This window comes from Streptomyces sp. NPDC086989, assembly GCF_044745505.1.
Lineage (GTDB): Bacteria > Actinomycetota > Actinomycetes > Streptomycetales > Streptomycetaceae > Streptomyces.
On sequence record NZ_JBIVAL010000003.1, the window covers coordinates 1 to 13,233 of the forward strand.

Sequence of the window (13,233 nt, forward strand, 5' to 3'; positions counted from 1 at the left end):
TTCTTCTTTCTTGCGTTTCCGACTCTATCAGACTCTTTCGTGTCCGATTCCCGGTCGAAGCGGGTTTCGCTTTCCAGGTCCTCGCTTTCGCGTTTCCCTTTCCGGCGATTCCGACTCTATCAGATCCTTTCGGGCCTGACTCCCAGTCAGCGGGTTCCGCCGCTTGGGTTGTTGGCCCTTGCGGCGAGTGAGACAGTAGCGGATTCCTCGCCCCCGAACCTAATCGGCGGCTGCGTCCTCGGACACGGATTCCTCATTCGCAAATACGCATGAAAACGAGCCGACAGAGTAAGTCGTTCGTTCGAATGTGTAGGTGCGGGATGGCTGTCCGGGGACCGACCGGAGTCGGCGCTCACGTCGGACAACTCGAAGAACCTTACGGATCCCGCACTCGTGTGTCAACTCCAGGACAGGGGTCACCGGAAGAGCTAGCCTGTGGCCCATGACTACGCATGCGCTCACGCTCAGCCTTTGCTGGTGGGCCGCCTGACGGCGGCCGACCTTCCACGCGAGCACGCATGCGCTCACGGCCGCCGCTACGGCGGCCGTTTCTGTTTCTCCCTCCCGGGAGTGGCTCGGTCGCCCGCCGCGGCGGTCCCCACACCAGCCACGAACAGAGAGACATGACATGACGACGAGGATCTTCAGCGGCATCAAGCCGACCGGGCACCTGACCCTGGGGAACTACCTGGGGGCCATCCGGCAGTGGGTCGCCGCCGACCAGGAGCCGGACGAGGCGCTGTTCTGCGTCGTCGACCTGCACGCACTGACCGTCGAGCACGATCCGGCCCGAGTGCGCCGGCTGAGCAGGCAAGTCGCCACCCTGTTCCTCGCTTCCGGGCTGGACCCGGAGAAGTGCACCCTGTTCATGCAGAGCCACGTCGACGAGCACACCCGGCTGTCGTACGTACTGGAGTGCACCGCCGCCGACGGGGAACTGCGGCGGATGGTCCAGTACAAGGAGAAGTCGGCCCGGGCACAGAGGACCGGGGAGAGCGTGCGGCTGTCGCTGCTGACGTATCCGGTGCTCATGGCCGCCGACATCCTGGCGTACGGGACGGAGGAGGTCCCCGTGGGTGAGGACCAGCGGCAGCACGTGGAGCTGGCCCGGGATCTGGCGGTGCGGTTCAACCAGCGGTACGGGCACACGTTCACGGTGCCCAAGGTGACGCTGCCGAAGGTGGCGGCGCGGGTCATGGACCTCCAGGACCCGACGTCGAAGATGGGGAAGTCCGGCGGGGCGGGGCCCGGGGTGGTGTTCATGCTGGACGAGCCGGAGGTGATCCGGAAGAAGGTCATGCGTGCCGTGACCGACAGCGGGGACGGCGGGGTCGTCTACGACCGGGAGGCGCGACCGGGGGTGGCGAACCTGCTGGACGTGCTGGCGGCCTGCACCGGCGGGGAGCCGGCCGTACTCGCGGACGGGTACGGCGGGTACGGGGCCCTCAAGCGGGACGTCGCCGACGCGGTGGTGGAGGTGCTGCGGCCGGTGCGGGAGCGGCATGCCGAGCTGGCGGCCGATCCGGCGGCGGTGGAGAAGGTGCTGCGGGAGGGGGCCGGGCGGGCGCGGGCACTGGCGCGGCCGTATGTGGACCGGGCCTATCGGGCGATCGGGCTGCTGGCGCCCTGAAGCGTGACCGGCCCGCGGCCCGGCCCGGCCACGTCCCGCACCTGCGTTCGGGCCGCGGCCGTGGCTATGGCCGTGGCCGGGTCAGCTGTTGCCGGAGGCGAGTTCGCGGCTGCGGTCACGGGCCGCTTCGAGGGCTGCGATCAGGGCGGCCCGTACGCCGTGGCGTTCGAGTTCGACGATCGCGTTGATGGTGGTGCCGGCCGGGGAGGTGACGGCCTCGCGGAGTTTGACCGGGTGTTCACCGCTGTCGCGGAGCATCACCGCGGCGCCGATCGCAGCCTGCACGATCAGGTCGTGGGCCTGGGCGCGGGGCAGGCCGAGGAGGATGCCGGCGTCGGTCATCGCCTCGACGAGGAAGTAGAAGTAGGCGGGTCCGGAGCCCGAGAGGGCGGTGGCCGCGTCCTGCTGGGACTCGGGCACGCGCAGGGTCTTGCCGACGCCGCCGAAGATCTCCTCGGTGTGGGCGAGGTGCCCCGCGGTGGCGTGGCTGCCGGCCGAGATGACGGACATGGCCTCGTCGACGAGGGCGGGGGTGTTCGTCATGACGCGGACGACGGGGGTGCCGTGGGCGAGCCGCTCCTCGAAGAAGGAGGTGGGGATGCCGGCGGCGCCGCTGATGACCAGGCGGTCGGCGGGCACGTGCGGGGCGAGCTCCTCCAGGAGCTTGCCCATGTCCTGCGGCTTGACCGTGAGGATGAGGGTGTCCGCGCGCTTGGCGGCCTCCGCGTTGCTGACGGCCTCGACGCCGTATCGGGAGCGGAGCTCCTCGGCGCGCTCGGGACGGCGGGCGGTGACGAGGAGTTTGGAGGCGGGCCAGCCGCCCCGGATCATCCCGCTGAGCAGCGCCTCGCCGATCTTGCCGGTACCGAGGACTGCGACTGTCTGGGTCATGCCCGATTCACCTCGCCGAACGAACCTTCAGGACGTACGTCCTCATCCTTGCACCCGGGGGCGCCGTGACGAGGGGGTGTCCGCTCCGTGGTCGCTCCGCGGTCAGGGGGTGCGGCGCCGGAGGGTGGCCGCGCCGAGGGCGAGGACGAGCAGGGCGCAGGCGGCGACGATCACCGCGTCGCGGACGAAGTCGGCGGTCATGTCGGTGTGGGTGAGGACCTGGGTCATTCCGTCGACGGCGTAGGACATGGGCAGCGCGTTCGAGATGCCTTCGAGTACGGGCTGCATGGTGTCGCGGGCGGCGAAGAGCCCGCAGAGCAGGAGCTGGGGGAAGATCACGGCCGGCATGAACTGGACGGCCTGGAACTCGCTGGCGGCGAAGGCGGAGACGAACAGGCCGAGGGCGGTGCCGAGCAGCGCGTCGAGGAGCGCGACGAGCAGGAGCAGCCAGGGCGAGCCGACGATGTCGAGGCCGAGGAGCCACAGGGCCAGGCCGGTGGCGAGGAGGGACTGGACGACGGCGACGGCGCCGAAGGCGAGGGCGTAGCCGCCGATCAGGTCGCCCTTGCCCAGGGGCATGGCGAGGAGGCGTTCGAGGGTGCCGGAGGTGCGCTCGCGCAGGGTGGCGATCGAGGTCACCAGGAACATGGTGATGAGGGGGAAGATCCCGAGGAGGGACGCCCCGATGCTGTCGAAGGTGCGCGGGCTCCCGTCGAAGACGAAGCGCAGCAGCGTCAGCATCAGTACGGGGACCAGCAGCATCAGTGCGATGGAGCGCGGGTCGTGGCGCAGCTGGCGCAGGACGCGGGCGGCGGTGGCGGCGGTGCGGGCGCCGCTGAGGGCGGTGGTGGCGGTCATCGGTTCTGCTCCTGGACTGCGGCGGGGGCTGTGGGGGCGTTGATGTGGACGCCGGCGTCGGCGTTGGCGTCGGCGCGGGCGTTGGCGTTGGCCTCGTCGACGAGACGGAGGAAGCCCTCTTCGACGGTGGCGGACCGGGTACGGGTGCGCAGTGCGTCGGGGGTGTCCTGGGCGAGGATGCGGCCCTCGCGCATGAGGAGCAGGTCGTGGCAGCGCTCGGCCTCGTCCATGACGTGTGAGGAGACAAGGATCGTGGTGCCGCGGGTGGCGGCGATGTCGTGGAACAGGTTCCACAGGTCGCGGCGCAGGACGGGGTCGAGGCCGACGGTCGGTTCGTCGAGGACGAGGAGCTCCGGGGTGCCGAGGAGTGCGACGGCGAGGGAGACCCGGTTGCGCTGGCCGCCGGAGAGGTTGCCGGCGAGTGCGCCGGCGTGGGTGGTGAGGTCGACGTCGGCGATGGCGCGGGTGACGGTGTCGCGGCGGCGGTCGGCGGCGGCGCGGCGCAGGGTCTTCCCAGCGAAGCGAGGGGAAGGGTCGAGGACGGCGGCGAAGTAGTCGAGGTTCTGCCGAACGGTGAGGTCGTCGTAGACGGAGGGTGCCTGGGTGACGTAGCCGATGCGGGAGCGGAGCTCGGGGTGGCCGGCCGGGCGGCCGAGGACTTCGAGGGTGCCGGTGACGTGGGCCTGGGTGCCGACGACGGAGCGCATGAGGGTGGACTTGCCGCAGCCGGAGGGGCCGAGGAGGCCGGTGATGCGGCCGCGGGGGACGTCGAAGGCGATGCCGTCGATGACGGTGCGGGGGGTGCGGCCGGTGCCGCGGCGGACGGTGAGGCCGCGGGCGTGCACGGCGGTGGTGGCCGCCGTCTCTCGCTCTCGATTATTCATCATGTGATGAATAATGCTCCTGGCGGTGCCAGGGCGTCAATCACCGGGAGGGACGAGGACTACTTCTTCCGCTTGGGGCGGCGCGCGGCCGGGTTGCCCGTACGGGTGCTGCGGCGGCGGGCGAATTCGGCGGTGGCGCGCTCGTACTCGGCGCGGCGGAGCTGTTCGCCCGGAGCCTCGGCGAAACAGCGCAGGAAGTACGCGATGAGGGAGCCGATGAAACCGATCGTCTTCAGGCCCTTGAGGGCGGCCTCGTCGGACGACGGGGCGGGACGCCGCTTGAAGGAGTCCCAGGTCTTGGCGAAGGCGATGGAGCTGGCGATCGCGAAGAGGACGACGACGGAGATGCTGAGGAACGGGCCGACGTTGCCGATCTCCAGGCCCTCGTAGGAGAGGCGGAGCAGCATGGCCGCGGCCACGGCGGTGACGAGCGATGCGGCGGCCATGCCGACGCGGCGCAGGGCGTACGTGCCGTCGTGGTTCACCCAGGTGGTGCCGAAGAACTTGATCGGCTCGGGCTGGGGCCCGGCGGCCGCAGCGGGCCGTGCGGCGGGCTCGGCGGGGGTCTGGTCTCGCTGGTCGTCGTCGCTCACACCGGCGATTATCCCCCGCCGGGGCCGCCGCGCCCGGGTCGTCTCATGGGTCAGACGGGTCGGTGCGCCCGGCCGGGCACGGCCGCCGCGGGCGGTGTCAGCCGCAGCGAGAGGCGACGTAACCGTCGCTGCCGGTCTTCACGTACGCGTCGGAGACGAACTCGCCGTTGCCGATGCAGTCCCAGATGTCGGTCGTGCCGTACGGGCCCGAGACGTTGGTGCCCTCGCACTGGCAGCGGATGCCGACGGACGCGCCGTACGGCAGGACGCTCACGATCGAGTAGTTGGTGCCGGGGCCGCTGCGGACGTTCACCCGGTAGCCCGGCGCGACCGGAAACGTCGGGAATCCGGAGCCCGAGGCGACGCTCTGGACTTGGCTGGAATCGTTCTCCACCGACATGCGAAATCTCCCCCCGTGGGTGTTGCCGTGCGCAACTCGCGCAGGGTAGCAGGACCCTTGGAGATTCGTACGGCACATCGACTAGGCTCCGGCGGGGGTGGTGAGCGGTGCATTCGCTGCGCGCGGACTACGTGGGCTTTCCGGAGTACGCCGGGCAGTACCGACTCGAATCGGTGCTCGGTTCCGGAGGCATGGGCGTGGTCCATCTGGCCACCTCCGGATCGGGGCTGAAACTCGCCGTCAAGATCGTGCATGCCGAGCATGCGGTCGACCCGGAGTTCCGGGCCCGCTTCCGGCAGGAGGTCACCGCCGCCCGGCGCGTGAGCGGGGCGTTCACCGCGCCCGTCGTGGACGCCGATCCGGATGCCGAACGGCCGTGGATGGCCACCCTGTTCATCGACGCCCCGACGCTGTCCGAGCGCGTACGGGAGCGGGTGCTGGACCCGCCGGAACTGGCCCGGCTCGCCGCCGGACTGGCGGAGGCCCTGCGGGACATCCACCGGGCGGGCGTCGTCCACCGGGACCTCAAGCCCAGCAACGTGCTGATGGCCCCGGACGGGGTGCGGGTCATCGACTTCGGCATCTCGCGGCCGGCGGACAGCGATCTGCGGACCGAGACCGGAAAGCTGATCGGGACGCCGCCGTACATGGCGCCGGAGCAGTTCCAGCGGCCGCGGGAGGTCGGGACGGCCGCGGACGTCTTCGCCCTGGGGGCCGTGCTCGTCCATGCGGCGACGGGGCACGGACCGTTCGACTCCGACAGCCACTACCTCGTGGCGTACCAGGTGGTGCACAGCGAGCCCGACCTGACCGGGCTGCCGGATCAGCTCGTCCCGCTCGTCGCGCGGTGCCTGGCGAAGGAACCGGCGGACCGGCCCACCGCGGAGCAGCTGATCGCGGAGATGCGGGCGGTGGCGTACCCGACCTCCGAGGACACGCAGAGCTTCATCCCGCAGCCGCGGACACCGCTCGGGGCGAGGCCGGCGGTCCGGACCGAGGAGCCCACCCACCGGCGGGACCGGGTCGCGCCCGGCGGCGCGGGCCGGGGCACGGGCCGGGGCGCGGGCCGGGACACGGGGCGGCGCAGGCCGGTGTTCGCGGCGGCGGGGCTCGGACTGCTGCTGGCCGTCGCCGCGACCGGCGGATACCTGGCGTTCGGGTCGGACGGCGGCGGTGACGCGGGACGGCTCGCCGCGGAGCGGTCCGGCCACGTCGCGCCGTCAGCGGAGCCGTTCGTGCCGTGGGCGGTCCCGCTGGGCGGCGGTCACGGGCAAGGCCAGGGGCAGGGGCAGGGGCAGGGGCAGGGGCAGTCGACCGTTGCCTGCTCCTGGCAGGGCGCGGCCCTGTACTGCTCGGGTGCGGGACTGGCCGCGGCCCGGCTCAGCCCGGCCGACGGGTCGGTGATGTGGTCCGTCCCGGCGAACACCCCCGCGGGCACCCGGACCGCGAAGGACGCCCCGCTGTACGCGGGCGGGCTCGTCCTCGCGGTGGCGCAGGGCAGCGAACTGCTCCAGGCCCGGGACCCGGCCACGGGTGGGGAGCGCTGGCGGCGCAGCCTGCCCGGCGGCGCGCACGTCGTCCCCGCCGGGGCGCTGGTGCTGGCCGTCGCGGCGAACGGGGACGTCACCGCGCTGGACGCGGCGACCGGAGCCCCGCGCTGGACGAAGCAGATCGGCGGCGTCGGCTCCGTCTGGTGGAGCGGCCCGGAGGAGACCGGCGGGCAGGTCCCGGCGGTGTACGTGTCGACGCCGGACGGCGACGGCAGGGCGACGCAGCTCACGGCGGTGGACCCGGCGAACGGCGCGGCCCGCTGGCAGCTGCGGACCGCCGGACTGCTCAAGCCGGTCGGCGTGGCGCAGGGCGGGATCTACCTGCTGGACAGCGACGTGCAGATGAAGACGGACGCGGTCGTGCGGGTGGATCTGGGCACGCGTGCCGTGAAGAGGGTGCAGCTGGCGACGCCGCTCTACCAGGCTCAGGCGTCGGTGGGCCCGGACGGGGTGGTGTACGCGTTCGGCGCCTCGGGCGGGCTGGCGGCGATCGGCGCGGCCCGGGAGGAGTGGCGGCTGGAGACGGGCCTGGCGGTCGCGTCCCGGCCGGTGTTCGCCGACGGGCGGGTCTACCTGACGGCCCCGGACGGCCGGCTCCTGGCGGTCGACGCGGGATCCGGCCGCCCGGCCGGCCAGACCAGACCGCGGATGGCCTCCGCCCCGAACACGTTCACGGCGTCCCTCCCGTCACCGGTGGCCGCCGCCGGCCGCATCTACGCCTCGGCCCCGGACGGCTCGGTCTTCGCCGCGGACGCCACGAACCCGTCGGCCTGGTAGTCCGCGGGGCGGCGTACGGGTCCCCGCGGCGCGGTGGCGACCGTACGGCCCGGCAGCGAGCCGGATGCGCCGAAGCTGCGGGCGACGCTGCGGCCGAACGCGGCGAACCCCCGCCCGGAGACCCGGCGGGGGTTCGCGGTGGTGCGCGCCGCCGGCGCCCGGACGGGGTCCGGCGCGCCCGCGGACCGGGGTGTCAGAGACGGCTGACGTCGCGGACCGCGCCCTTGTCGGCGCTCGTGGCCATCGCCGCGTAGGCCCGCAGGGCCGCCGAGACCTTGCGCTCGCGGTTCTTCGGGGCGTAGACGCCGCCCAGCGCCTCGTGGCGGGCGGCCAGCGTGGCCTCGTCCACCAGGAGCTCGATCGAGCGGTTCGGGATGTCGATCCGGATCCGGTCGCCGTCCTCCACGACGGCGATGGTGCCGCCCGAGGCGGCCTCCGGAGAGGCGTGGCCGATGGACAGGCCCGAGGTGCCGCCGGAGAAACGGCCGTCCGTCACCAGGGCGCAGACCTTGCCGAGGCCGCGGCCCTTCAGGAAGGACGTCGGGTAGAGCATCTCCTGCATGCCGGGGCCGCCGCGCGGGCCCTCGTAGCGGATGACGACGACGTCGCCCGGCTGGATCTCCTTGCGGAGGATCTTGTCGACGGCCTCGTCCTGCGATTCGCAGACGACGGCCGGGCCCTCGAAGGTCCAGATCGACTCGTCGACGCCGGCGGTCTTCACGACGCAGCCGTCGGCGGCGATGTTGCCGCGCAGGACGGCGAGGCCGCCGTCCTTGGAGTACGCGTGCTGCACCGAGCGGATGCAGCCGCCCTCGGCGTCGAGGTCGAGGGTCTCCCAGCGTTCGGACTGGGAGAAGGCGGTGGCGGAGCGCTTGCAGCCGGGGGCCGCGTGCCACAGCTCCATGGCCTCCTCCGACGCCGTTCCGGAGCGGGCGTCCCACTTCGCGAGCCAGTCCTCCAGGCCCTTGGAGTGGACGGTGGTGACGTCCTTGTTGAGGAGGCCGCCGCGGTGCAGCTCGCCGAGGATGGCGGGGATGCCGCCGGCCCGGTGGACGTCCTCCATGTAGTACGTGCCGCCCGGCGCCACGTTCGGCGCGACCTTGGCCAGGCACGGCACGCGGCGCGAGACCTCGTCGATGTCGGTGAGGTCGTAGTCCAGGCCCGCCTCCTGCGCGGCGGCCAGCAGGTGCAGGATCGTGTTCGTGGAGCCGCCCATGGCGATGTCGAGGGCCATGGCGTTCTCGAAGGCCTGGCGGGTGGCGATGTTGCGCGGCAGGAGGGACTCGTCCCCGTCCTCGTAGTACCGCTTGGTGATCTCCACGACCGTCCGGCCGGCGTTCTCGTACAGGGCGCGGCGGGCGGTGTGCGTGGCGAGGACCGAGCCGTTGCCGGGGAGGGCCAGGCCGATGGCCTCGGCGAGACAGTTCATCGAGTTGGCGGTGAACATGCCACTACAGGAACCGCAGGTCGGGCAGGCGTTCTCCTCGATGCGCAGGATGTCCGCGTCCGAGACGTTCTCGTTGGAGGCGTCGACCATGGCGTCGATCAGGTCGAGCTTGCGGACGGTGCCGTCGACGAGGGTCGCCTGGCCGGCCTCCATCGGGCCGCCGGACACGAACACGACCGGGATGTTGAGGCGCATGGCGGCCATCAGCATGCCGGGGGTGATCTTGTCGCAGTTGGAGATGCAGATCAGGGCGTCGGCGCAGTGCGCCTCGACCATGTACTCCACGCTGTCCGCGATGAGGTCGCGGGAGGGCAGGGAGTACAGCATGCCGGCATGGCCCATGGCGATGCCGTCGTCGACGGCGATCGTGTTGAACTCGCGCGGGATCGCGCCCGCGGCGCGGATGGCGTCGGAGACGATGCGGCCGACCGGGGCCAGGTGCGTGTGTCCGGGGACGAACTCCGTGAAGGAGTTGGCGACCGCGATGATCGGCTTCCCGATGTCCTCGCTCGCTACGCCCGACGCACGCATAAGGGCGCGTGCGCCCGCCATGTTGCGGCCGTGGGTGACGGTGCGGGACCTCAGCTCGGGCATCGGGTTCACTCCCCATGAGTGCGGTGGCGCGGGGCGCCTGCCGCGACTGTACGACTGTGGATATGGCTCGGTTACGAGGCTACGCCCCCGGCCCGGGATGCGGACACGTTGTCCGCATCCCGGGACACCGGGCTCAGTCCTCGGTCAGGTAGCGCTGCAGGGTGGGGGCCACCAGGGTGACGATGGCCTCCGGGTCCGCGGACGCGAGGGGCTCGACCTGGACCACGTACCGCAGGAGCGCGATGCCGATCATGTGGGAGGCGGCGAGTTCGGCGCGGAAGGTGGGGTCGGGGACGTTGAGGTCGGCCGCGACCCGCTCCAGGACCCGTCGCAGGATCAGCCGGCGCAGGACCGCCGCCGCGGCCTCGTGGGTGAGGGCGGAGCGTATGACGGCGAGGAGGGGTGCCCGGGAGGCCGGGTTCTCCCAGATGCCGAGGAAATACCTGGCCAGCCGCTCGCCGATGCCCTCGGGGCCCTCTCCCACGATGGCGGGGACGACGAGGGCGGGCTCCATGGTGACCTCGATCGCGGCGGCGAAGAGGTCGTCCTTGCTCCCGAAGTAGTGGTGCACCAGCGCCGGGTCCACGCCGGCAACCTTCGCGATGCCGCGGACGGACGTCTTGTCGTACCCGCGCTCCGCGAACACCTCGCGGGCGGCGAGCCGGATCCGCTCCTGCGTGCCGGGGCCGTCGACGGCCTCGTCGTGGCGGGGACGCCCGGGGCCGCGCCGCGGCTTGGCGGGTTCCGTCACCGGCGGGGGGCCTTGACGACCGGGGCGGCGGCGGGGCCGGCCGCGAGGTGGAGCCGGGTGAAGGCCAGGGCCTCGGCGAGGTCGGCCTCGCGCTCCGCGGAGGACATGGCGCGGCGCGTGTTGACCTCGATGACGACGTGCCCGTCGAAAGCCGTGGCGGCGAGCCGCTCCAGCAACTCGGCGCACGGCTGCGTCCCCCGTCCCGGGACCAGGTGCTCGTCCTTGGCCGAACCGTTCCCGTCGGCGAGGTGCACGTGCGCGAGCCGGTCGCCCATCCGGTCGATCATCTCGGTGGCATCGGTCCGGGCCGTCGCGGTGTGGGACAGGTCGACGGTGAAGTGCCGGTAGTCGTCCTTCGTCACGTCCCACTCGGGGGCGTAGGCCAGCATCTCGCGGTCCCGGTACCGCCACGGGTACATGTTCTCGACGGCGAACCGCACGTCGGTCTCGTCGGCCATCCGCCAGATTCCGCTGACGAAGTCCCGCGCGTACTGGCGCTGCCAGCGGAAGGGCGGGTGCACGACGACGGTGGACGCCCCGAGCCGCTCGGCGGCGGCCTGCGCCCGCTGGAGCTTGGTCCACGGATCCGTCGACCACACCCGCTGCGTGATCAGCAGGCACGGCGCGTGCACGGCGAGGATCGGCACCTGGTACCGGTCCGACAGCCGGCGCAGCGCATCGACGTCCTGGCTGACCGGGTCGGTCCACACCATCACCTCGACGCCGTCGTAACCGAGGCGCGCGGCGATCTCGAAGGCGGTCGCCGTCGACTCCGGATAAACGGAGGCAGTGGAGAGGGCGACTTTCGCGGTCGGGATGCGGACTGGTTCTGCCACGGGGACAGAGTACGGGCCCACCCCCGCCCCCCGCCGTGACGATCACCACGCCCGCACCGGCCCGCCCGCACGGACCCGCCGGGGCGCAGGAGCCGGATCACCCTCGGCACCCGCCCCGCCCGGGCGGCAGGGCCCGCCGACCCGACCGCTTACGACGGCAGGTGGTCCAGTCGGCGGAGGATGACGCCCTCGCGCAGGGCCCAGGGGCAGATTTCGAGCGCGTCCACGCCGAAGAGGTCCATCACGCCTTCGGCGACCAGGGCGCCGGCCAGGAGCTGGGCCGCGCGGCCTTCCGAGACGCCCGGGAGGGCGGCCCGCTGCGCGGTGGTCATCGCCGCGAGGCGCGGGACCCACTCCTCCAGGGACTTGCGGGTGAGGTCCCGCTGGACGTACAGGCCGTCGGCCGAGCGGGCCGCGCCCGCGATGCGGGCCAGCTGCCGGAAGGTCTTCGACGTGGCCACCACGTGGTCCGGGGCCCCGAAGCGGCTGAATTCGCGGACCGTGCGGGCGATCTGGGCCCGCACGTGCCGGCGCAGGGCCCGTACGTCCGCCGCGTCCGGCGGGTCGCCCGGGAGCCATCCCGAGGTGAGGCGGCCCGCGCCGAGCGGCAGCGAGACCGCCGCGTCCGGGTCCTCATCGATGCCGTATGCGATCTCCAGCGAGCCGCCGCCGATGTCGAGGACGAGCAGCTTGCCCGCGGACCAGCCGAACCAGCGGCGGGCGGCGAGGAAGGTCAGCCGCGCCTCGTCCTCGCCGCTGAGGATGGGCAGGTCGACGCCGGTTTCGAGTTTGACCCGCGCCAGGACCTCGTCCGCGTTCGGGGCCTCGCGCACGGCGCTGGTCGCGAAGGGCAGCACGTCCTCGCAGCCCTTGTCCTCGGCGGCCTGCGCGGCTTCGCCGATCACCGAGATGAGGCGCTCTATGCCCTCGGGGGTGACCGCTCCGCCCTCGTCGAGCAGCTCCGCCAGCCGCAGTTCCACCTTGTGCGAGTGCGCCGGCTGCGGGCGCGCGCCGGGGTGCGCGTCCACCACCAGCAGGTGGACCGTGTTGGAACCCACATCAAGGACACCGAGTCTCATGGGAGGAAACGCTACTGTGCGGCTGGAGTACGGGTGGAGTAAGGGGCCCTTAGGCTTGGGTTTGTGCCCAATACGAAGAAGGCCAGCAAGTCCAGGACCACCAAGGCGACCGATCCGGCGGAGAAGGCCGGCAGGGCCGAGAAGCCCAAGACGGCCAAGAAGCCCAAGGCCACTCGGGCCGGGGCGCCGGTCGCCGGTGACGAGAAGGGGCTCGACTTCGCGCGGGCCTGGGTGGAGTTCCCGGACCCCGCCGATGCCGAGCAGGTCTTCCGCTGCGACCTGACCTGGCTGACCTCCCGCTGGACGTGCATCTTCGGCAGCGGCTGCCAGGGCATCCAGGCCGGTCGGGCCTCCGACGGCTGCTGCACGCTCGGCGCCCACTTCTCCGACGAGGACGACGAGAAGCGGGTCGCGGAGCACGTGGCGCGGCTGACACCTGAGCTGTGGGAGTTCCACGACGTCGGCAGCGAGTCCGGGTGGACGCAGCACGACGACGACGGGGAGAAGCAGACGCGCCGCTGGGACGGCGCGTGCATCTTCCTGAACCGGCCGGGGTTCCCCGCCGGGGCGGGCTGCTCGCTGCACATCCTGGCGCTGCGCGAGGGGCGCGAGCCGCTGGAGACGAAGCCGGACGTGTGCTGGCAGCTGCCGATCCGGCGGACGTACGAGTGGATCGACCGGCCCGACGACACGCGGGTGCTCCAGGTGTCGATCGGCGAGTACGACCGGCGCGGCTGGGGTCCGGGCGGCCACGACCTGCACTGGTGGTGCACGTCGGCGACGTCCGCGCACGGCGCCGGCGAGCCGGTGTACGTGTCGTACCGCGCCGAGCTGACCGAGCTGATGGGCAAGGAGGGGTACGAGGCCCTCGTGAAGCTGTGCGAGGCGCGGCTCTCCTCGCTGCTGCCGATGGCTCCGCACCCCGCCGATCCGGTCTCGTAGG

Annotated in this window: 12 protein-coding genes; 3 read left to right on the forward strand and 9 right to left on the reverse strand. The window is 72.4% G+C overall.

Annotated elements, in window-relative coordinates; all coding sequences use genetic code 11:
- Positions 1 to 628: 628 nt before the first annotated feature.
- On the forward strand, positions 629 to 1,630 hold the full coding sequence (trpS, locus tag ACIPK4_RS06725; RefSeq protein ID WP_402309747.1) for a tryptophan--tRNA ligase: 1,002 nt from the start codon (positions 629 to 631) through the stop codon (positions 1,628 to 1,630).
- Between the two features lie 81 nt (positions 1,631 to 1,711).
- Here the strand turns inward: trpS and proC are convergent, their stop codons facing one another.
- The 5 genes from proC to ACIPK4_RS06750 form a co-directional block, all read right to left on the reverse strand.
- A complete protein-coding gene (gene proC, locus ACIPK4_RS06730) occupies positions 1,712 to 2,521 on the reverse strand; it encodes a pyrroline-5-carboxylate reductase (protein WP_054224207.1) in 810 nt (269 codons plus the stop codon).
- 102 nt (positions 2,522 to 2,623) lie between these two features.
- Positions 2,624 to 3,379 carry an ABC transporter permease gene (locus ACIPK4_RS06735; protein WP_054224208.1) on the reverse strand — a complete coding sequence of 252 codons (756 nt, stop codon included), beginning with the start codon at positions 3,377 to 3,379 and terminating at the stop codon, positions 2,624 to 2,626.
- The gene (locus ACIPK4_RS06740) at positions 3,376 to 4,266 is read right to left on the reverse strand and encodes an ABC transporter ATP-binding protein (RefSeq protein WP_402309748.1); all 891 of its coding nucleotides are present in this window, start codon (positions 4,264 to 4,266) and stop codon (positions 3,376 to 3,378) included. Before ACIPK4_RS06740 ends, ACIPK4_RS06735 begins: the two co-directional genes overlap by 4 nt.
- Positions 4,267 to 4,322: 56 nt before the next feature.
- Complete coding sequence (locus tag ACIPK4_RS06745) at positions 4,323 to 4,856, reverse strand: hypothetical protein (protein WP_402309749.1); 534 nt, start codon at positions 4,854 to 4,856, stop codon at positions 4,323 to 4,325.
- Positions 4,857 to 4,953: 97 nt separating this feature from the next.
- Positions 4,954 to 5,256 (reverse strand): peptidase, encoded by a 303-nt coding sequence (locus ACIPK4_RS06750; protein ID WP_402309750.1) that lies wholly within the window; start codon positions 5,254 to 5,256, stop codon positions 4,954 to 4,956.
- Positions 5,257 to 5,363: 107 nt separating this feature from the next.
- Here ACIPK4_RS06750 and ACIPK4_RS06755 point away from each other — a divergent pair, with 107 nt between their 5' ends.
- On the forward strand, positions 5,364 to 7,583 hold the full coding sequence (locus tag ACIPK4_RS06755) for a serine/threonine-protein kinase (protein WP_402309751.1): 2,220 nt from the start codon (positions 5,364 to 5,366) through the stop codon (positions 7,581 to 7,583).
- A gap of 193 nt (positions 7,584 to 7,776) precedes the next feature.
- On the opposite strand, the gene ilvD is transcribed toward ACIPK4_RS06755, so the two are convergent.
- The 4 genes from ilvD to ACIPK4_RS06775 form a co-directional block, all read right to left on the reverse strand.
- A complete protein-coding gene (gene ilvD, locus ACIPK4_RS06760) occupies positions 7,777 to 9,624 on the reverse strand; it encodes a dihydroxy-acid dehydratase (protein ID WP_054224213.1) in 1,848 nt (615 codons plus the stop codon).
- 133 nt (positions 9,625 to 9,757) lie between these two features.
- Positions 9,758 to 10,375: a TetR family transcriptional regulator gene (locus tag ACIPK4_RS06765; RefSeq protein WP_054224214.1), complete on the reverse strand. Its 618-nt coding sequence runs from the start codon at positions 10,373 to 10,375 to the stop codon at positions 9,758 to 9,760.
- Entirely contained in the window at positions 10,372 to 11,211 is an 840-nt protein-coding gene (locus ACIPK4_RS06770) for a sugar phosphate isomerase/epimerase (protein WP_054224215.1), read from the reverse strand. Before ACIPK4_RS06770 ends, ACIPK4_RS06765 begins: the two co-directional genes overlap by 4 nt.
- Before the next feature lie 149 nt (positions 11,212 to 11,360).
- Positions 11,361 to 12,290, reverse strand: a complete 930-nt coding sequence (locus ACIPK4_RS06775; protein ID WP_402309753.1) for a Ppx/GppA family phosphatase — start codon at positions 12,288 to 12,290, stop codon at positions 11,361 to 11,363.
- A gap of 63 nt (positions 12,291 to 12,353) precedes the next feature.
- Between ACIPK4_RS06775 and ACIPK4_RS06780 the strand changes: the two genes are divergently transcribed.
- Entirely contained in the window at positions 12,354 to 13,232 is an 879-nt protein-coding gene (locus ACIPK4_RS06780) for a hypothetical protein (protein ID WP_376203538.1), read from the forward strand.
- Position 13,233 lies beyond the last annotated feature (1 nt).